Consider the following 18459-nt stretch of genomic DNA (forward strand, 5'->3'; position numbering starts at 1 on the left):
ATTGATATCTAAGACAACAAAAAATGGAGAGCAGAATTATGCCTAAGATAAATACATTAATTTGCCAGAAACCGAAAGAATTAGTCTGGAAACAATATGAAATGCCAATTCCCGGTGGCGATGAAGTATTGATAAAGATTAAGTCTGTCGGAATTTGTGGTACTGATATTCATGCCTGGGGTGGAAATCAACCATTTTTTAGTTATCCACGCGTGTTAGGCCATGAAATATGTGGAGAGATTGTTGAATTAGGTAAAGATATTGCTGATCTCAAAAATGGCCAGCAAGTTGCAGTGATCCCTTATATCGCCTGTCAGCAATGCCCGGCGTGTAAAAGTGGTCGCACCAACTGCTGTGAAAGCATTTCGGTCATAGGAGTGCATCAGGATGGCGGTTTTAGTGAGTATTTAAGCGTGCCAGAAGCGAACATTTTGCCCGCAGACGGCATCGACCCACAGGCGGCAGCGTTGATTGAACCCTTCGCCATTAGTGCTCATGCGGTGCGCCGCGCGGCAGTTGCGCCTGGCGAGCAGGTGCTGGTGGTCGGGGCGGGGCCAATCGGTCTTGGCGCGGCGGCAATCGCTAAAGTTGATGGCGCACAGGTGGTGGTGGTCGATACCAGTCCGGCGCGGCGTGAGCATGTGATAAGGCGTCTGGAGTTGCCCGTGCTTGATCCGTTCGCAGAAGATTTTGATGACCAACTGCGCGCGCAATTTGGTGGCTCTCTGGTGCAGAAAGTGATCGACGCGACAGGTAATCAACATGCGATGAATAACACTGTTAATCTGATTCGCCACGGTGGCACGGTCGTCTTTGTCGGCCTGTTTAAAGGCGATTTGCAAATCTCTGATCCAGAATTCCACAAAAAAGAGGCCACAATAATGGGCAGCCGTAACGCTACGCCGGAAGATTTTGCGAAAGTCTGGCGACTGATGGCGGAAGGGAAGATCACTGCCGGCATGATGTTAACCCATCGCTATCCGTTCGCCACGCTGGCAGAAACCTATGAGCGCGATGTGATTAACAATCGTGAGTTGATTAAGGGTGTGGTTACTTTCTGATAATGAGTGACTGGTAAAGTGGCTATGCAGTGTTGGACACTATTTTTATTTATCAATAATGTTTTGTTGGTCGGATAAGACGTTTACGCGTCTTATCCGACCTGTAAATCCGTCAGTGTTTATCCTTCACGCGCCACCACTTTAATTTCCACCATCCCGATACCGAGTTTACGCGGCGAGTGACCGAGAATATTCCCTTCGTTGGTTGCGACGGGTTCCGGCGGCACAATCACCAGGGTGTCGGCATCGGTTGGGTTATCGAAATGCAGCGTAGTAGTGGTCACTTCGTTGCCCAGCACAATGGTTTGTTCTTCATTGCCAACGCGTACCGGAATGGGGCGGCTGGCGTTATTACCGTAGGCTTTGGCGGTAATCACCAGATCAAATTTCTTCGGCAGCGGATGCTTGTACTCGATTTTCACTTCATCGCCAAGCTGTGCATTAGACCAGCGACCCCACGACTCCGGACGGGAAATCCCGCTAAACTGTTTCACCTCTTCCGGCGCACCCGCGACGTTAAAGATGAAACTGTCTGCTTTGTAGCGAATATCGTTATCGACAATCTTCAGTGTATCGACATTGCTTTTGTAGCGTGCCATGTCGATGACCGTGTCCTTAAATGCCGTTTTACCTTTCCATTCTGGCTTATCGACATGCTGCACAGTTTGTTGCCCGCCAAGTTGCCCCTGTGAAACACACCAGTCGGTAGAAAGCGCCAGTTCCGGCGCCCACAACTGCCCCATTTTGTAGCAGCGGTCAACCCAGATGAAATTATCACGTGGGGCGAAATCGGCCAGTTGGAAACGCAGTGGAGCGGAGTATTCACTTTCTGGCAGCGGTTCCACTCGTTTGTCTGAAACCCGCAGCAGCAGCGGCAAACGGAAATGACTACCCGAGAAGGCGATCATGTTTTTATTCTGATTGATGGTAAATTCTTTTATCTCGGTGGGGAATTTCCACAGACGAATGATATCCGGCTTCCACGCCAGTACTTTCTCTTTCATGTTCAGGAACACTTCTGACATTGACTGACCAGAAAGGCTACTGCGTCCGAGGCCGATAAAATTATCACCACCAAGGATATCCAGTACCGTAGCGCCGTTATCCATCGTGTTGCGCTTCACTGCCAGCGTCTCTTGCTGCGGTTTGTCGCCACGGATGACAAAAAACAGGTTATTGCGATCCTGCTTATTGAGGTATTTCCACGCCGTGTTATTCATCGCTAAATGGTCAGAAGAGACGACGATGACGGTATCTTTAAACCACGGTGACGCTTTGATTTTGTTGATAAACGTCGCGATGTTCTCCTGGCTACAACTTACCGCACTGAATGACTGGTTCGGTTTACCGTCAAAATCATATTTTTTGCGATTACAGGTACGAGAGATAAAACCATCCGGGTGATGGGTATCGACCGTCAGGGTAAACAGTGAGAACCGCTGACCAGAGCGGGAAAGCTCTTCAAATTTTTTCCATGCTTCATCCAGCACGGTATCGTCGTAGAATCCCCAGTCGTTGCGATAATGCGGGTCTGCGACCACGCTTTTTAGTTCTTCCGAGCCGTACAAATGGTCGAAGCCGTGTGATTTCAGGAACACATCTTTACCGGCAAAACGCAGATTGGCTCCCTGTACGAAATAGTTCTGATAACCCGAGTTTTTCAGGATATCGCCCAGACAGATGTTCTGCGGGAAGAAGCTGGAAACGGATGCAGAAGCGTTGCCTTCAAATGGAGCAAAAAGCGGAATACCACACTGGGAAGCCACCATGCCCGCAATCGTGTAGTCCGTTCCCGGCAACTGCTGCGTGTGGCTGAAATCCAGACTTTCATTTTTCAGCGCGCCCAGTTCAGGCGTGAGATCCGGGAAAGCATCGTTGTCAAAATAGGTGCGTTCGAGGCTTTCTCCGTAGATATAAACCAGGTTGAGTTTCGGGTCAGGAATGGTTTTCGACGGTTCTTTATAATAAGCCGCAAAGTCCGGATCGCCGTCGCGCGACTGGGATTTCACCAGTTCTGTTATCTGACGAAACGCCGGGCTGGCATCGACAGAACCCAGTGCCAGCAAGAGCGCCAAAAGGCTGTAACCAAAATGGTGCGGATGATGACGTCGGCGGCGCAGGATCCAGCCCAGTGCACCGAAAACGACTGCCAGTGCCAGTGCAATGCCAATACCTGGCAGGATATATTTGCTGACGCCTGCACCGGTCAGGCTGTTGGTTAAGGTATAGAGAACCGCGTCGTTAATACCATCGCCAGTAAAATAGTCGCTGGCAAACAGGGTAATATTTAAAACGACAAATAACCCTAACACCGTTAACGTGGCGGCAAACCACCAGGTGTTACGTCCCGCTTTCCATGCGTAGATCAGCACAGAGGCGAGAAACAAGGCAAATGAGAGTAGTTCTGACAACGGGCGATCCTCACTAAACCAGGCTGTGTAGCCGATGCTTAAGATTTTTTGAGAAACACAATGTAATGGCGCTGCCATATTGCTGCAATTCTAGTGTCAAAAAAATGCGATGTTGTTAGGAATTAGTTTATAAACAGACTTTTTTGATCGAGGTTGTTTCGCGCATAGCAGGGGATGAAAGCGTCAGAAGTGGGAAAAAGAGAAGGGGATTGCCGCGCCAGCCGATTAACAGCTAAAACGCGGCGTTATGCGGATCAAGAGATAAAGTTCAGACCTTGCTTTAATACCAGATCGCAGGCTTTGGTTTTCACTTCCTCCGCCAGCGGAGTCGTACCGATGTTATCCAGATTAAGCTGCTGGCCATCTTTGGTTTTCAGCAAACCCTGAATGCCGTCCAGATAGTTGGTGTCTTCTTTCTGCTCTTCGCTGTTCAGACCCAGCTTCTCCAGTACCTGGTTTTTGATGTTTTCCGCATCGGTCACCGAAGCCAGCTTTTGCTTCGCGCAGTATTGCAGAATGCCTGCGGCATTGTTCATGTTATCTGCGCTTAATGCCTGATTGCCGCTACTAAGCAGGTTAGTTAATGAAGCGAGCGACCAGCCGCCTTCCTGTGTGGTGTTTTGATTGCCTAACTCGCTGGCGGCGCTGGAGAGCGCATCTTTCCAGGAAGCGGCATTCACCCCGGCGGAAATTAATGCGCTGGCGGTAATTGCACAGCACAGAAGGTGTTTAACAGTTTTCATCATCATTACTCAAGGTGGAATTTTGTCGCAGTATAACGCCGGGAATGGGGATTAATACTCTTTACCCGTTACCCGACTACGATAACTGTCCCAGTTGAAGATCACCCACAGACTGTTACCCAGGCGCATACGATCCATAACACGCTCGCCCAGCAACTTCGTCATTTCCTCCACATTGCTGTTTGTCAGCATTCCGGTTGGGCGCTTGGAAGAAGAGCGACGATCGACGATCTGATTGATGATCACTTTTTCGTATTTAGATTCGGTCTGCACGCCGATCTCGTCGATCACCAGTAGATCAACGTTGCTCAGATCGTTGAGCAGTTGTTCTTCACTGGCACCGCTATTTTTGAAGGTATCTTTCATCGCCGACATAATATCGGCAACAGTAATAATCAATACCGATTTGCCGCGCAGCAGTAGTTCGTTGCAGATTGCCGCCGCCAAATGGTTTTTACCGGTGCCCGGCTTGCCAGAAAAGATAAAGCTGGCGATGTTGCCGTCGAACTCTTCGACATACTGACGCGCTTTGCTCAACGCATTCATCTGCCCTTCGCATTCAACACGATAGTTCTCAAAGGAACAGTTCTGATGCAGCGGACGAATGCCGGAGCGGTTAAAGGTGCGCTGCATTTTCATCGCCCGATTCTCGCGCTCCAGAGCGGCGGAGCGGAGCGCCCCTTGTTCTTTCTGCCACGCCAGAAGTTCTTCACCCGTTTTGAAGGCGGGTTTGATATGGGCAGGCATCATTTTTTGCAGGCGTTGCATCAGGTCGCCAACGTTTTTCATCGTTACCCTCTGAATCCTGGTGGAATTTGGCTGTCAGGTTCGCTGACCGTGTTCACATCTCGTTTGGCCAGGCCGCCGTTGCTGGCGCGACCAATTTGCAGACTGCGCGCCAGTTTTTGCTGCCACTGTACATGGTGAAAGACTTTGCCTTCCGCCTGCCAGTAGGCAATGAATGAGGCCAGTTCTTCGGCGGTAGCGGGCTCTCTTAGTGCCACGCCCCACAACGCGGCCTGGCGAGTGAAGTCGGCATCGGGTCGCCAGTCTGGGTACATGGCAAATTTTCCCATCGGTACGGCAACGGGGGCAGTTTGCGGTTCCTGATAGAGTTGATCGTCCAGAGCGACATCGCTTCCCGGACGTGCCAGCTTTTCTTCCAGCGCCAGCAGTTCAGCAAGACGCGCGGGCGTGACGGCATAAAACGCCGGAGCGTTGTTAGCAAATACGGCAACCATTCCGCCTTCAGCTTTTGCCAGAACGGTCTGGTGATCGTGTACCAGGGCGTCAATACCAACGACGTCCGGGGTCAAAACTCTGGAAGACATACTGTTTCTCAATATGGAACGATGAACGAGAAGGGAGATTACTTTTATAGTAACACACGGATGAAAGGAGGCTGTCTCTCATCCGTGTGCTTTAAGCGAGGCAATTTTATACGCGAGGGCGCTTGCGGTACAACCATAATCCAGGAATGGAAAGACCGATGGATAATGCACCAACAATTGATGATGCCGTAAGAAAGTTGGTTAACAGGGTAATCATCAACGGCTCGCTATAACCTAACTGACTGATTTTTACAGCTGAAATCATTGCTGTATAAGCAGAAATGCCAGGGAACATGGGGATAACAGCCGCCACGGTAAAGACTTTTGGATGCGCCAGATACCAGCGCGACCATTGAATACCAATGGTGCCGACCAGCATAGATGCCATAAAGGTTGACCACTCAATATTCAGCCCGGTAGTCATTAAGATCATTCGTGAACCATGACCAATCGCGCCAAGCAGCGCACACCAGCGTAACGCCCGAACCGGAACATTGAATACCATCGCAAATCCGACCGCAGGAATTGCCGCGAGGATCATATCCTGCACCAACGCTATGAGAAATTCGATCATACCCATCCGCGTAGTCCCCAAATCGTCAGTGCCATCACCACGCCAACGCAGGTAGCCAACGTCAACAGGCTGGCAATTGCCCAGCGTGCCAGCCCGGTATTGATGTGGCCTTTAAACATATCGGCGACGGCATTAATCAACGGAAAGCCCGGCACCAGCAACAGAACGCTGGCCGCCATCGCTATGGTAGGCGTATGACTGAATGTCGGAAGTTGTAAAAGGAGGCCGGAAATCGTGGTGGCGGCAAATGCGGTGAGGCAAAAGTTTATCTGCGGGTGAAGATGGCGTTGTGCCAGCAGTTGACGGATGTACATGGCGATCATGCTGGCAAAGAACGTAATCAGCGCGCCGTCCCAGCCACCGTTATTCAGTTTGCAGAAACAGGCGCAAGAAAGTCCAACCATCAGGGCTACCAGCCAACGCGGATAGCGCAGAGGATGTATTTGACTAAAACGCTTCTCCACACCTTTGCAATCCAGCAATTTATGTTCCGCCAGAATCACAATGTGCTGTACTTCAGTAACCACATGCATATTAATGCCGCGATCCTGATTTTTACGTGTCGAGGTTAAACATTGACCATCTTTAATGGTGGTCAGCACAATTGCGTTGGAAGAGATGGAGCTTTCAACGCAGTCCATCCCCAGCGCACGCCCAAGTCGTGAAGAAAGCTCATCCACCAGCGCACTTTCCGCCCCGTGCTGCAAAAGAAATAATCCGCACTGGATACATAGCCGTGTTACGGCTCGCTGTTGCTCAGTTTGCATAACTCGCCCTTTGTCATAGACGTGCTGCGTATTGTTCAAATAATGAGACCCCATTTGTATCATGAAGCGCGGTTGTTTTGGGGTTGGTTAAGATCAAAATTGCGCTGATTAATTCTGGTTATGGCCACAGGAAGCGATCTACGTCGGAGGTCAAATAAATATCCTCATGAATATTATCACTGAAATGAATTTATATTTTTGTTTTTACTTGTTTAGCTAATAGCAGGAGAAATCAATTTTTCGAATCTGGATAAGAAATATCTTTCAGTTTTTATTGCTTTTTTTGTTGTTCTTTCGGACTAAAGGCCTTGTATTTCGCCTTTGGTCATTATTTTGAATGATATCGTAAACTGATTGGATTTGCGGTTTTTGATTAAGTATTTCTAACAACATAATTTAGATATTTTAAATGTGTCAGAGGTATTTTACCAGGTTATTATTTGATGCTAGCCTCCTGAAACATACAAAGGATTTTTGGTGTGTCAGGGGTAAACTGATATGAAAGTGAATGCTAAGGATAATTTATTCGCTAGATCTATTAATTTGCTGGAATCATTTGAGGGATGAATATCCTGATTAAACCATCATGATTTATAGAGAGTGGATATGGAGGATATATGTTGCCAGGATGCTGCAAAAATGGAATTGTTATCAGTAAAATACCCGTTATGCAGGCAGGATTAAAAGAGGTCATGAGGACCCATCTACCTGAATATGAAATAACGAGTAGCGCCTCTGCGGAGGAGTTGACCTTATTACAATTACGTCGTGCTGGGTTAGTGATTGCCGATTTATCCGGCGAAACGGAAGACCCGCGTTCCGTTTGTGAACATTACTATTCATTGATCTCACAATACCGGGAAATACATTGGGTTTTCATGGTTTCACGTGCCTGGTACTCCCCGGCAGTAGAACTGCTTATGTGCCCAACAGCGACGTTACTGTCCGATGTCGAACCCATTGAGAATCTGGTTAAGACCGTTCGTTCCGGCAATGCGTATGCGGATCGTATCAGCGCCATGCTGACCTCTCCGGCAATGACTGAAACTCAGGATTTTAGCTATCGCACCGTCATTCTGACCCTTTCAGAGCGCAAGGTACTGCGGCTGTTAGGCAAAGGATGGGGCATCAACCAGATAGCTTCATTGCTCAAGAAAAGTAATAAAACTATCAGCGCACAAAAAAACAGTGCGATGCGTCGGCTGGCAATTCACAGCAATGCTGAGATGTATGCATGGATAAATAGCGCGCAGGGTGCAAGAGAACTTAACTTGCCTTCTGTTTATGGAGATGCCGCAGAATGGAACACAACCGAATTAAGAAGAGAAATGTCGCACTTATAGAAAAATGCGTCATGAGCAGTATCGGTATTGAGAGTTTATTCAGAAAGTTTGCGGGTAACCCTTATAAGCTCCACACCTATACCAGCCAGGAGTCGTTTCAGGATGCCATGTCGCGGTTCTCGTTTGCGGCGGTCATTTTTTCTTTTTCTGCCATGAGAAGTGAGCGCAGAGAAGGATTATCTTGCCTGACTGAGCTGGCGATTAAATTTCCGCGTACCCGACGTTTGGTTATTGCAGATGATGATATTGAAGCACGGTTGATCGGTTCATTATCTCCATCACCACTGGACGGAGTATTAAGTAAAGCATCGACGCTGGAAGTTTTTCATCAGGAGTTATTTTTGTCATTAAATGGTGTGCGTCAGGCAACCGATCGGCTGAACAATCAGTGGTACATTAACCAAAGTCGGACGTTAAGCCCAACGGAGAGAGAAATATTGCGTTTTATGTCGCGTGGCTACTCAATGACACAAATTGCCGAGCAGCTTAAACGCAATATCAAAACGATCCGCGCGCATAAATTTAATGTGATGTCGAAACTGGGCGTCAGTTCTGATGCAGGGTTGTTGGAGGCCGCAGATATTCTGTTATGTATGCGGCATTGCGAAGCAAGTAATGTGTTGCATCCCTATTAATCCGCATGATGCCGGGTTTACTTCCCCGGCAGTGCTTTCATTTCAGCGTACAATCGCCACATTGCTGCACATCCGGTAGGCGATAACGCTGGCAGCAGGTACGGCGCACCAGCAGGCCGTCGCGCAGTACCACGGTACGCCAGAGTGGATTGTCTTCGCCGCTGGTGAGCGTTTTCTCAAAAAAGAGGGCATGGCGGAGCGATTCAACCGTCGCCTCGCCGAGCAACTGCTTCATTTCTGTCAGATACCAGTTGATCAAATAGCCGGTATTACTCCAGATAAGTTTGCCGTTAATCTCTCCAGTCGCTTCTAATGCCTGCACTACCGGGACAAGCGCCTGGCTGACTAACGTTTCCATTCGCTGTTGTGGAGAATGTGTTGTTGCGTTTTTGTCTTCACACACATCGACCCAGAAACAGGCGGCGCGTCCGGTTTCGTGAAACTCAACGTGGAAATGCTCCGGGGAAAGGTCTAACGCTTTTTCCTGCGTCAGCAGCGCCAGCATTAATGGTGGCACCATCAGGCCGATATACCATTGTGCCCACAACGAGATCAGCGGCTTGTTCTCGCGGATCATCATCGGTTGGTTGCGGTAGATATGATCGGAATAGACCGCCAGTAGAGAACTTAGCGCATTCGGTGATGACCATTGCGCCAGCGTCATGGCGTTAAGCGGGGCGGGTTCATCCAGGCGGATAAACTCCAGCAAATGTTCACGATGTTTGGCGATCGTCGCACGTACGGCTTGTGCAAGCCCACCATCCTGCGGCTGGAGATGCGTTCGCCAGATGACATCTTCAGGAAGCGGTGCGGAACGATAGGTCATAATCGTGATGGTAATCTAAATGATAATGATTGCTAATCCTAGCGATAGGTTTACCCGATAGCAAGGGATTTCTCTGGCTTGAAAATGACAAAAATTATCATATGATATTGATTATCATTATCACTTTGAGAGATAAAATCATGTTGCAACGTATGCTGGGCAGTGGCTGGGGAGTGTTGCTGCCGGGATTGCTGATTGCAGGGCTGATGTATGCGGATTTATCGCCGGATCAGTGGCGGATTGTCATTGTGATGGGATTAGTGCTGACGCCGGTGATGCTGTATCACAAACAACTACGGCATTATGTATTGCTACCATCGTGCCTGGCGCTTATTTCTGGTGTCATGCTGATGATAATAAACTGGAATCAGGGATGATAAAGCAGGGAAGAAACAAGAGAGGAAGTAAAGATAATTGGTGCGAGGGGGGGGACTTGAACCCCCACGTCCGTAAGGACACTAACACCTGAAGCTAGCGCGTCTACCAATTCCGCCACCTTCGCACAGTCATCTTACTTTTTTTGATATCGCCTCGTTGGTGCGAGGGGGGGGACTTGAACCCCCACGTCCGTAAGAACACTAACACCTGAAGCTAGCGCGTCTACCAATTCCGCCACCTTCGCCCAGTGCGAGCAATATCAACGTGGTTTTTGGTGCGAGGGGGGGGACTTGAACCCCCACGTCCGTAAGGACACTAACACCTGAAGCTAGCGCGTCTACCAATTCCGCCACCTTCGCACAGTCATCTTACTTTTTTTGAAACGTGGTTGTTGGTGCGAGGGGGGGGACTTGAACCCCCACGTCCGTAAGAACACTAACACCTGAAGCTAGCGCGTCTACCAATTCCGCCACCTTCGCATACCATCAATTCTTAAAAAGAATTGCTACCACGGAGGCGCATTCTAGTGGTTTTCAGCTTTTCGTCAATAGTTAATTATCGCCTGATGCGTAATTGCTGGAAAAATGGTCATCAGGAGGCTAACGTGCAGGTTTTGTATGTCGGATAAGGCGTTCACGCCGCATCCGACATGGCATGTGGCAATGGATGCCAGATGCGACGCTGGTGCGTCTTATCTGGCCTACAAAGGGCTAACGAGCAGGTTTGGTAGGTTGGATAAGGCGTTCACGCCGCATCCAACAAGGCTTGCGGCGAGAGACTTAACCTTTCTTCGCCTGGCGGGTCATAATGGCGCGATACACCTTGAAGCGTCCGGTTTGCGCGATCACTTCGTGGAAGCCAAATGTCTCATCCAGCACGTCCGGATAAGGCAGGAAGGCGTTCGCTACAATTCGCAACTCGCCGCCGCTATTAAGATGACGCACCGCACCGCGAATCAGCGTTTGTGCTGCATCCAGGCTGGTTTGCATCCCATCGTGGAACGGTGGGTTGGAGATGATCATATCAAAACGACCTTTCACCTCGGAAAAGACGTTGCTGGCAAAGACTTCACCTTCAACACCGTTGGCCGCAAGTGTTGCGCGGCTGGCTTCTACCGCTGGCGCAGAGACATCGCACAGAGTGAGACGAATTTTCGGCGAATGGCGCGCAAAGGCAACTGAAAGCACACCCGCGCCACAGCCGACATCCAGCACTTTACCTTTCGTGTGCGGAGTTAACGTCGAGAGTAGCAACTGGCTACCGACATCCAGACCGTCGCGGCTAAACACGCCAGGCAGCGTTTTGACCGTCAGGCCATCGACGCTGTATTCGCCCCAGAATTTATCGGCATCAAACACCGGCTGTTTTTCCAGACGACCAAAATAGAGGCCACAGCGACGGGCGCTGTCTACCTTATTCAACGGCGCATAATCTGCCAGCATCTGCTCGGCGCTGCGCACGCCGCTGCGGTTCTCGCCAACGACGAAAATATCTGTCCCCACCGGCAGCAGAGAAAGTAAATTCATCAACTGGAACTGGGCTTCCGGTTTGTTCTTCGGCCAGTAGTAAATCAGCGTATCGCAATCTGCGACGTCATCTGCCGTGGCGACCAGACTAAAACGGGCATTATCTCCCATCTGGCGGCTTAATACCTGCCAGTGGTGGAATTGCTGGGTATGAGCACGACTGGTCGCGGTATCTAAACGCGCGGGCAGGTCATCCTGTAAGTCACCGGCAAACAGAATACGGCTTTGTTCGAAATCATCACTGTGGCGCAGCAAGACTTCACTTGCCGGGGTAAATGCAGACATGGAATGCTCCTCAATTGATACTGGCGGCGATTATAGCCATATGTTGGCGCGGTATCGACGAATTTGCTATATTTGCGCCCCTGACAACAGGAGCGATTCGCTATGACATCCCGACGAGACTGGCAGTTACAGCAGCTGGGCATTACCCAGTGGTCGCTGCGTCGCCCTGGCGCGTTGCAGGGAGAGGTCGCCATTGCGATCCCCGCACACGTTCGTCTGGTGATGGTGGCAAACGATCTTCCCGCCCTGACCGATCCCTTGGTGAGCGATGTTCTGCGCGCATTAACCGTCAGCCCTGATCAAGTGCTGCAACTGACGCCAGAAAAAATCGCGATGCTGCCGCAAGGCAGTCGCTGCAATAGCTGGCGGTTGGGCACTGATGAACCGCTGTCACTGGAAGGCGCTCAGGTGGCATCACCGGCGCTCACCGAATTACGGGCAAACCCAACGGCACGCGCCGCGTTATGGCAACAAATTTGCACATATGAACACGATTTCTTCCCTCGAAACGACTGATTTACCTGCGGCTTTCCACATTGAACAACGCGCCCATGCCTTTCCGTGGAGTGAGAAAACCTTTGCCAGCAATCAGGGCGAACGCTATCTCAACTTTCAGTTAACGCAAAACGGTAAAATGGCGGCGTTTGCGATTACGCAAGTGGTGCTGGATGAAGCTACATTGTTCAATATTGCGGTCGATCCCGACTATCAGCGTCAGGGACTGGGAAGGGCGCTGCTTGAACATCTGATCGACGAACTGGAAAAACGCGGCGTGGCGACGCTATGGCTGGAAGTCCGTGCTTCAAATGCTGCCGCCATTGCCCTGTACGAAAGTTTAGGCTTTAACGAGGCGACGATTCGCCGCAATTACTACCCCACCACGGACGGTCGAGAAGACGCCATCATCATGGCGTTGCCAATCAGTATGTAAGACAAGGTGGAATAATGAAGTGGGACTGGATTTTCTTTGATGCCGATGAAACGCTGTTTACTTTTGACTCGTTCACCGGCCTGCAGCGGATGTTTCTTGATTACAGCGTCACCTTTACCGCTGAAGATTTTCAGGACTATCAGGCCGTTAACAAGCCACTGTGGGTGGATTATCAAAACGGCGCGATCACTTCATTACAGCTCCAGCACGGGCGTTTTGAGAGCTGGGCCGAACGGCTGAACGTCGAGCCGGGTAAACTCAACGAGGCCTTCATTAATGCGATGGCGGAAATATGTACGCCGCTGCCGGGGGCGGTTTCCCTGCTTAACGCCATTCGTGGCAACGCCAAAATCGGCATCATCACCAACGGCTTTAGCGCCTTGCAACAGGTGCGTCTGGAACGCACGGGGCTGCGTGATTATTTCGATTTGCTGGTGATTTCCGAAGAAGTTGGCGTTGCCAAACCGAATAAGAAAATTTTCGATTATGCGCTGGAACAGGCGGGCAATCCTGACCGTTCACGTGTGCTGATGGTTGGTGACACCGCTGAGTCCGATATTCTCGGTGGCATCAATGCCGGGCTTGCGACCTGCTGGCTGAATGCGCACAATCGCGAGCAACCAGAAGGCATCGCGCCCACCTGGACCGTTTCTTCGTTGCACGAACTGGAGCAGCTCCTGTGTAAACACTGATTGCCTCCCCCCCGATGATGGGTAAAATAGCCGCAATTTTTCGTTTTCAACAAGCGCGGCGCGATGCCGCTTACTCAAGAAGAAAGAATTATGACGTTGTCTCCTTATTTGCAAGAGGTGGCGAAGCGCCGCACTTTTGCCATTATTTCTCACCCGGACGCCGGTAAAACTACCATCACCGAGAAGGTGCTGCTGTTCGGACAGGCTATTCAGACCGCCGGTACAGTAAAAGGCCGTGGTTCCAACCAGCACGCTAAGTCGGACTGGATGGAGATGGAAAAGCAGCGTGGGATCTCCATTACTACGTCTGTGATGCAGTTTCCGTATCACGACTGCCTGGTTAACCTGCTCGACACCCCAGGGCACGAAGACTTCTCGGAAGATACCTATCGTACCCTGACGGCGGTGGACTGCTGCCTGATGGTTATCGACGCCGCAAAAGGTGTTGAAGATCGTACCCGCAAGCTGATGGAAGTTACCCGTCTGCGTGACACGCCGATCCTCACCTTTATGAACAAACTTGACCGTGATATCCGCGACCCGATGGAACTGCTTGATGAAGTTGAAAACGAGCTGAAAATCGGTTGTGCGCCGATTACCTGGCCGATTGGTTGCGGCAAGCTGTTTAAAGGCGTTTACCACCTATATAAAGATGAAACCTATCTCTATCAGAGCGGTAAAGGCCACACCATTCAGGAAGTACGCATTGTTAAAGGGCTGAACAACCCGGATCTCGACGCTGCGGTCGGTGAAGATCTGGCACAGCAGCTGCGTGACGAACTGGAACTGGTGAAAGGCGCGTCTAACGAGTTCGACAAAGAGCTGTTCCTTGCAGGTGAAATCACCCCGGTATTCTTCGGTACTGCGTTGGGTAACTTCGGCGTCGATCATATGCTGGATGGTCTGGTTGAGTGGGCGCCTGCGCCGATGCCGCGTCAGACCGATACCCGTACCGTAGAGGCGAGCGAAGATAAATTTACCGGCTTCGTATTTAAAATTCAGGCCAACATGGACCCGAAACACCGCGACCGCGTGGCGTTTATGCGTGTGGTATCCGGTAAATATGAAAAAGGCATGAAGCTGCGCCAGGTGCGTACCGCGAAAGATGTGGTGATCTCCGACGCGCTGACCTTTATGGCGGGCGACCGTTCGCACGTTGAGGAAGCGTATCCGGGCGACATCCTTGGTCTGCACAACCATGGCACTATTCAGATCGGCGACACCTTTACCCAGGGTGAGATGATGAAGTTCACCGGTATTCCGAACTTCGCACCGGAACTGTTCCGTCGTATTCGCCTGAAAGATCCGCTGAAGCAAAAACAGCTGCTCAAAGGGCTGGTACAGCTTTCCGAAGAGGGCGCGGTGCAGGTGTTCCGTCCCATCTCCAACAACGATTTGATCGTCGGTGCGGTTGGTATACTGCAGTTTGATGTGGTGGTGTCGCGCCTGAAGAGCGAATACAACGTCGAAGCGGTGTATGAGTCAGTCAACGTCACCACCGCCCGCTGGGTAGAATGCGCGGACGCGAAGAAATTCGAAGAGTTCAAGCGTAAGAACGAAAGCCAACTGGCGCTCGATGGCGGCGATAACCTTGCTTACATCGCCACCAGCATGGTTAACCTGCGCTTAGCGCAAGAGCGTTATCCGGACGTTCAATTCCACCAGACCCGCGAGCATTAATTCTTGCCTCCAGGGCGCGGCAGCCGCTGCGCCCTGTCAATTTTCCTTCCTTATTAGCCGCTTGCGGAATGTTCTTAAAACATTCGCTTTCGCTTATGTTTGCTCGCTTTTTAGTCGATACGGCGAGCGGTTTCAAAATTGTGATCTATATTTAACAAAGCAATGACATTTGTGTCGGCGTTAAATACCGTTATGTACGTAGGTAACAGTATTTAAAACCGTTAACTGTCATTCGATTGATATTAATAACTGATTCAGAAGCTGTAACGGTCGTTATTCATCACCCATCGCTTTTGTGATGGCGACCATTGACTTCTGTCGAGGGTGAAGTCTCTCCCTATTCAGCAATGCAACCTCGTGTTGCCTGGCTCAAATTACGAGCAAACATACAGGAATAAATCGATGACTATGACAAGACTGAAGATTTCGAAAACTCTGCTGGCTGTGATGTTGACCTCTGCCGTCGCGACCGGTTCTGCCTATGCGGAAAACAACGCGCAGACCACCAATGAAAGCGCAGGGCAAAAAGTCGATAGCTCTATGAATAAAGTCGGTAATTTCATGGATGACAGCGCCATCACTGCGAAAGTGAAGGCAGCTCTGGTGGATCATGAAAATATCAAGAGCACTGATATCTCTGTCAAAACCGATCAAAAAGTCGTGACGTTAAGCGGATTTGTTGAAAGCCAGGCACAGGCCGAAGAGGCAGTGAAAGTGGCGAAAGGCGTTGAAGGCGTGACCTCCGTCAGTGACAAACTGCACGTTCGCGACGCTAAAGAAGGCTCTGTGAAGGGCTACGCGGGTGACACTGCCACCACCAGTGAAATCAAAGCCAAACTGCTGGCGGACGATATCGTCCCTTCCCGTCATGTGAAAGTTGAAACCACCGACGGCGTGGTTCAGCTCTCCGGTACCGTCGATTCCCAGGCACAGAGCGACCGTGCTGAAAGTATCGCCAAAGCGGTAGATGGTGTGAAAAGCGTTAAAAATGATCTGAAAACTAAGTAATTCGTCGTAATTCGTCCTCCCGAACTTTGTCGGGAGGCGCGATGTGCACCACACTAAAAATATCGCATTGAGTGATTTTCACGCTCATATCAAGCGGTGACATTAACTATGGTAAAGGAGACGCTTATGTTTCGTTGGGGCATCATATTTCTGGTTATCGCGTTAATCGCCGCCGCACTTGGGTTTGGTGGTCTGGCCGGTACCGCTGCAGGCGCAGCTAAAATTGTCTTTGTCGTCGGGATTATTCTGTTCCTGGTGAGTTTGTTCATGGGCCGAAAACGACCCTAGATTTCAGACCATTAAGAAAATTTTATCCAAAGCCAGTCCAGCGGACTGGCTTTTGCGGTTTTAGCGAATAATAAATTGCGTTACTTTGTCATTCTTTCACAACAAAAACAGGAAGGCAGAGGTGGGGCAGCGAATACCTGTAACGCTTGGTAATATTGCGCCGTTGTCGCTAAGGCCGTTCCAGCCAGGACGAATTGCGCTGGTGTGCGAAGGCGGCGGGCAGCGTGGAATTTTCACGGCTGGTGTGCTGGATGAGTTTATGCGCGCGCAGTTTAATCCTTTCGATCTCTATTTTGGCACGTCCGCCGGGGCGCAAAATCTTTCGGCCTATATCTGCAACCAGCCTGGTTACGCGCGTAAAGTCATCATGCGCTACACCACAAAACGTGAATTTTTCGATCCAGTACGTTTTGTCCGTGGAGGAAATCTTATCGATCTCGACTGGCTGGTGGAGGCGACTGCAAGCCAGATGCCGTTGCAGATGGATACCGCTGCGCGGTTGTTTGATAGCGGCAAATCGTTTTATATGTGCGCCTGCCGCCAGGACGATTACACGCCGAACTACTTTGTGCCGACCAAACAAAACTGGCTGGATTTGATTCGCGCCTCCAGTGCTATTCCCGGTTTTTATCGCACCGGAGTTTCACTTGATGGGATTAACTATTTTGATGGTGGCGTCAGCGATGCGATCCCGGTTAAAGAAGCGGCAAGACAGGGGGCGAAAACGCTGGTGGTGATCCGCACCGTGCCGTCGCAAATGTACTATACGCCGCAGTGGTTTAAACGTATGGAACGTTGGCTGGGTGACAGTAGCCTACAGCCGCTGGTCAATCTGGTGCAGCATCATGAAACCAGTTATCGCGCCATCCAACAATTTATTGAGAAACCGCCCGGCAAGTTACGCATTTTCGAAATTTATCCGCCGAAACCGTTGCATAGCATCGCGCTTGGCAGCCGGCTTCCGGCGCTACGCGATGACTATAAACTTGGGCGTTTATGCGGTCGCTATTTCCTGGCCACAGTCGGTAAAATGCTAACCGAAAAAGCACCGTTCACTCGCCATCTGGTGCCTGTGGCGACGCCGGAACCAATCGTCATTCCGCCTGCGCCAGTCGCCAACGATACGCTGGTTACCGAGGTGATAGACGCCCCGCAGGCGAATGACCCGACATTTAACAACGAGGATCTGGCTTGATTTGCCGTTTTATCGACACCCACTGCCATTTTGATTTTCCGCCTTTTAGCGGTGATGAAGAGGCCAGCCTGCAACGCGCGGCACAAGCGGGCGTAGGCAAGATCATTGTTCCGGCAACCGAGGCGGCAAATTTTGCCCGCGTGCAGGCGTTAGCGGAAAATTATCAGCCGCTGTATGCCGCCTTAGGGTTGCATCCGGGGATGTTGGAAAAACATAGCGATGCGTCTCTGGATCAGTTACAGCAGGCGCTGGAAAAGCGCCCGCCGAAGGTGGTGGCGGTAGGGGAGGTAGGTCTGGATCTCTTTGGCGACGATCCACAATTTGATCGCCAACAGCGGTTGCTCGACGAACAACTTAAGCTGGCGAAACGCTACGATCTGCCGGTGATCCTTCATTCACGGCGCACGCATGACAAACTGGCGATGCATCTTAAACGCCACGATTTGCCGCGTGCTGGCGTGGTTCACGGATTTTCTGGCAGCCTGCAACAGGCCGAACGGTTTGTGCAACTGGGCTACAAAATCGGCGTAGGCGGCACTATCACCTATCCACGCGCCAGTAAAACCCGCGATGTCATCGCAAAATTACCGCTGGCATCGTTGTTGCTGGAAACCGACGCGCCGGATATGCCGCTCAACGGCTTTCAGGGGCAGCCTAATCGCCCGGAACAGGCTGCGCGGGTGTTTGACGTGCTTTGCGAGTTGCGCCGGGAACCGGCGGATGAGATTGCGCAAGCGTTGCTTAATAACACGTATACGGTGTTTAGCGTTCGTGGGTAGTTTGCC

The 18459-nt window shown here is 50.6% G+C and carries 20 protein-coding genes and 4 tRNA genes; 12 read left to right on the plus strand and 12 right to left on the minus strand.

Annotated features, from left to right (window positions below; translation table 11 throughout):
• The first annotated feature begins 38 nt into the window (after positions 1-38).
• Positions 39-1061 carry a zinc-binding alcohol dehydrogenase family protein gene (locus WES_RS18015; RefSeq protein WP_016235147.1) on the plus strand — a complete coding sequence of 341 codons (1023 nt, stop codon included), beginning with the start codon at positions 39-41 and terminating at the stop codon, positions 1059-1061.
• A gap of 119 nt (positions 1062-1180) precedes the next feature.
• Here WES_RS18015 and opgB read toward each other — a convergent pair whose 3' ends face one another.
• The 6 genes from opgB to WES_RS17985 form a co-directional block, all read right to left on the minus strand.
• The gene (gene opgB, locus WES_RS18010; RefSeq protein WP_024195088.1) at positions 1181-3472 is read right to left on the minus strand and encodes a phosphatidylglycerol--membrane-oligosaccharide glycerophosphotransferase; all 2292 of its coding nucleotides are present in this window, start codon (positions 3470-3472) and stop codon (positions 1181-1183) included.
• 254 nt (positions 3473-3726) lie between these two features.
• Entirely contained in the window at positions 3727-4218 is a 492-nt protein-coding gene (yjjA, locus tag WES_RS18005) for a DUF2501 domain-containing protein YjjA (protein ID WP_016159443.1), read from the minus strand.
• Between the two features lie 48 nt (positions 4219-4266).
• Positions 4267-5004 carry a replicative helicase loader DnaC gene (gene dnaC / locus WES_RS18000; protein ID WP_000799917.1) on the minus strand — a complete coding sequence of 246 codons (738 nt, stop codon included), beginning with the start codon at positions 5002-5004 and terminating at the stop codon, positions 4267-4269.
• A 2-nt stretch (positions 5005-5006) separates the two neighbouring features.
• The gene (gene dnaT / locus WES_RS17995; protein ID WP_010351507.1) at positions 5007-5546 is read right to left on the minus strand and encodes a primosomal protein DnaT; all 540 of its coding nucleotides are present in this window, start codon (positions 5544-5546) and stop codon (positions 5007-5009) included.
• A gap of 106 nt (positions 5547-5652) precedes the next feature.
• A complete protein-coding gene (locus WES_RS17990) occupies positions 5653-6126 on the minus strand; it encodes a threonine/serine exporter (protein WP_000525340.1) in 474 nt (157 codons plus the stop codon).
• On the minus strand, positions 6117-6887 hold the full coding sequence (locus tag WES_RS17985) for a threonine/serine exporter family protein (RefSeq protein WP_010351504.1): 771 nt from the start codon (positions 6885-6887) through the stop codon (positions 6117-6119). The genes WES_RS17990 and WES_RS17985 overlap by 10 nt, the downstream gene beginning before the upstream one ends.
• 617 nt (positions 6888-7504) lie before the next feature.
• Here WES_RS17985 and WES_RS17980 point away from each other — a divergent pair.
• Positions 7505-8230 carry a helix-turn-helix domain-containing protein gene (locus WES_RS17980; protein WP_016159442.1) on the plus strand — a complete coding sequence of 242 codons (726 nt, stop codon included), beginning with the start codon at positions 7505-7507 and terminating at the stop codon, positions 8228-8230.
• Positions 8188-8865 carry a DNA-binding transcriptional activator BglJ gene (bglJ, locus tag WES_RS17975; RefSeq protein WP_016159441.1) on the plus strand — a complete coding sequence of 226 codons (678 nt, stop codon included), beginning with the start codon at positions 8188-8190 and terminating at the stop codon, positions 8863-8865. The genes WES_RS17980 and bglJ overlap by 43 nt, the downstream gene beginning before the upstream one ends.
• A 37-nt stretch (positions 8866-8902) precedes the next feature.
• Here bglJ and fhuF read toward each other — a convergent pair whose 3' ends face one another.
• Positions 8903-9691, minus strand: coding sequence for a siderophore-iron reductase FhuF (gene fhuF / locus WES_RS17970; RefSeq protein ID WP_016159440.1), 789 nt, complete (start codon positions 9689-9691; stop codon positions 8903-8905).
• A gap of 140 nt (positions 9692-9831) precedes the next feature.
• Between fhuF and WES_RS17965 the strand changes: the two genes are divergently transcribed.
• Positions 9832-10068, plus strand: coding sequence for a DUF1435 domain-containing protein (locus tag WES_RS17965; RefSeq protein ID WP_016159439.1), 237 nt, complete (start codon positions 9832-9834; stop codon positions 10066-10068).
• A 38-nt stretch (positions 10069-10106) separates the two neighbouring features.
• Here WES_RS17965 and WES_RS17960 read toward each other — a convergent pair.
• The 5 genes from WES_RS17960 to rsmC all read right to left on the minus strand — a co-directional run bounded on the left by WES_RS17960 (position 10107) and on the right by rsmC (position 11880).
• Positions 10107-10193: transfer RNA gene (locus tag WES_RS17960), tRNA-Leu, on the minus strand.
• A gap of 33 nt (positions 10194-10226) precedes the next feature.
• A tRNA-Leu gene (locus WES_RS17955) sits at positions 10227-10313 on the minus strand.
• A gap of 28 nt (positions 10314-10341) precedes the next feature.
• Positions 10342-10428: transfer RNA gene (locus tag WES_RS17950), tRNA-Leu, on the minus strand.
• 33 nt (positions 10429-10461) lie between these two features.
• A tRNA-Leu gene (locus WES_RS17945) sits at positions 10462-10548 on the minus strand.
• A 300-nt stretch (positions 10549-10848) separates the two neighbouring features.
• Positions 10849-11880 carry a 16S rRNA (guanine(1207)-N(2))-methyltransferase RsmC gene (rsmC, locus tag WES_RS17940; protein ID WP_001272354.1) on the minus strand — a complete coding sequence of 344 codons (1032 nt, stop codon included), beginning with the start codon at positions 11878-11880 and terminating at the stop codon, positions 10849-10851.
• A 102-nt stretch (positions 11881-11982) separates the two neighbouring features.
• On the opposite strand from rsmC, the gene holD reads away from it, so the two are divergent.
• From holD to WES_RS17900, 8 genes are all read left to right on the plus strand, one after another.
• Positions 11983-12396 (plus strand): DNA polymerase III subunit psi, encoded by a 414-nt coding sequence (holD, locus tag WES_RS17935; RefSeq protein WP_000204035.1) that lies wholly within the window; start codon positions 11983-11985, stop codon positions 12394-12396.
• On the plus strand, positions 12365-12811 hold the full coding sequence (gene rimI / locus WES_RS17930) for a ribosomal protein S18-alanine N-acetyltransferase (protein WP_001092450.1): 447 nt from the start codon (positions 12365-12367) through the stop codon (positions 12809-12811). The genes holD and rimI overlap by 32 nt, the downstream gene beginning before the upstream one ends.
• Positions 12812-12825: 14 nt before the next feature.
• A complete protein-coding gene (gene yjjG / locus WES_RS17925; RefSeq protein ID WP_000870712.1) occupies positions 12826-13503 on the plus strand; it encodes a pyrimidine 5'-nucleotidase in 678 nt (225 codons plus the stop codon).
• Positions 13504-13593: 90 nt separating this feature from the next.
• Positions 13594-15183 carry a peptide chain release factor 3 gene (gene prfC, locus WES_RS17920; protein ID WP_000175939.1) on the plus strand — a complete coding sequence of 530 codons (1590 nt, stop codon included), beginning with the start codon at positions 13594-13596 and terminating at the stop codon, positions 15181-15183.
• 402 nt (positions 15184-15585) lie between these two features.
• Positions 15586-16191 (plus strand): molecular chaperone OsmY, encoded by a 606-nt coding sequence (osmY, locus tag WES_RS17915; RefSeq protein ID WP_016159438.1) that lies wholly within the window; start codon positions 15586-15588, stop codon positions 16189-16191.
• A 126-nt stretch (positions 16192-16317) separates the two neighbouring features.
• Entirely contained in the window at positions 16318-16479 is a 162-nt protein-coding gene (locus tag WES_RS17910; RefSeq protein WP_000490275.1) for a DUF1328 domain-containing protein, read from the plus strand.
• A 121-nt stretch (positions 16480-16600) separates the two neighbouring features.
• Complete coding sequence (locus tag WES_RS17905) at positions 16601-17674, plus strand: patatin-like phospholipase family protein (protein ID WP_016159437.1); 1074 nt, start codon at positions 16601-16603, stop codon at positions 17672-17674.
• Entirely contained in the window at positions 17671-18453 is a 783-nt protein-coding gene (locus tag WES_RS17900) for a metal-dependent hydrolase (RefSeq protein WP_016159436.1), read from the plus strand. The genes WES_RS17905 and WES_RS17900 overlap by 4 nt, the downstream gene beginning before the upstream one ends.
• Positions 18454-18459: the final 6 nt, after the last annotated feature.

Origin of the sequence: Escherichia sp. KTE31 (assembly GCF_000407925.1) — a bacterium.
Classification (GTDB): Bacteria; Pseudomonadota; Gammaproteobacteria; order Enterobacterales; family Enterobacteriaceae; genus Escherichia; species Escherichia ruysiae.

What these genes read in the sequence shown, in the direction of transcription:
- rsmC (WP_001272354.1), bottom strand. Translation starts at nt 11,880, where the DNA reads ATGTCTGCATTTACCCCGGCAAGTGAAGTCTTGCTGCGCCACAGTGAT.
- WES_RS17965 (WP_016159439.1), top strand. Translation starts at nt 9,832, where the DNA reads ATGTTGCAACGTATGCTGGGCAGTGGCTGGGGAGTGTTGCTGCCGGGA.
- WES_RS17910 (WP_000490275.1), top strand. Translation starts at nt 16,318, where the DNA reads ATGTTTCGTTGGGGCATCATATTTCTGGTTATCGCGTTAATCGCCGCC.
- holD (WP_000204035.1), top strand. Translation starts at nt 11,983, where the DNA reads ATGACATCCCGACGAGACTGGCAGTTACAGCAGCTGGGCATTACCCAG.
- WES_RS17985 (WP_010351504.1), bottom strand. Translation starts at nt 6,887, where the DNA reads ATGCAAACTGAGCAACAGCGAGCCGTAACACGGCTATGTATCCAGTGC.
- dnaT (WP_010351507.1), bottom strand. Translation starts at nt 5,546, where the DNA reads ATGTCTTCCAGAGTTTTGACCCCGGACGTCGTTGGTATTGACGCCCTG.
- rimI (WP_001092450.1), top strand. Translation starts at nt 12,365, where the DNA reads ATGAACACGATTTCTTCCCTCGAAACGACTGATTTACCTGCGGCTTTC.
- WES_RS17980 (WP_016159442.1), top strand. Translation starts at nt 7,505, where the DNA reads ATGTTGCCAGGATGCTGCAAAAATGGAATTGTTATCAGTAAAATACCC.
- fhuF (WP_016159440.1), bottom strand. Translation starts at nt 9,691, where the DNA reads ATGACCTATCGTTCCGCACCGCTTCCTGAAGATGTCATCTGGCGAACG.
- yjjG (WP_000870712.1), top strand. Translation starts at nt 12,826, where the DNA reads ATGAAGTGGGACTGGATTTTCTTTGATGCCGATGAAACGCTGTTTACT.
- prfC (WP_000175939.1), top strand. Translation starts at nt 13,594, where the DNA reads ATGACGTTGTCTCCTTATTTGCAAGAGGTGGCGAAGCGCCGCACTTTT.
- bglJ (WP_016159441.1), top strand. Translation starts at nt 8,188, where the DNA reads ATGGAACACAACCGAATTAAGAAGAGAAATGTCGCACTTATAGAAAAA.
- WES_RS18015 (WP_016235147.1), top strand. Translation starts at nt 39, where the DNA reads ATGCCTAAGATAAATACATTAATTTGCCAGAAACCGAAAGAATTAGTC.
- osmY (WP_016159438.1), top strand. Translation starts at nt 15,586, where the DNA reads ATGACTATGACAAGACTGAAGATTTCGAAAACTCTGCTGGCTGTGATG.
- yjjA (WP_016159443.1), bottom strand. Translation starts at nt 4,218, where the DNA reads ATGATGAAAACTGTTAAACACCTTCTGTGCTGTGCAATTACCGCCAGC.
- WES_RS17990 (WP_000525340.1), bottom strand. Translation starts at nt 6,126, where the DNA reads ATGGGTATGATCGAATTTCTCATAGCGTTGGTGCAGGATATGATCCTC.
- dnaC (WP_000799917.1), bottom strand. Translation starts at nt 5,004, where the DNA reads ATGAAAAACGTTGGCGACCTGATGCAACGCCTGCAAAAAATGATGCCT.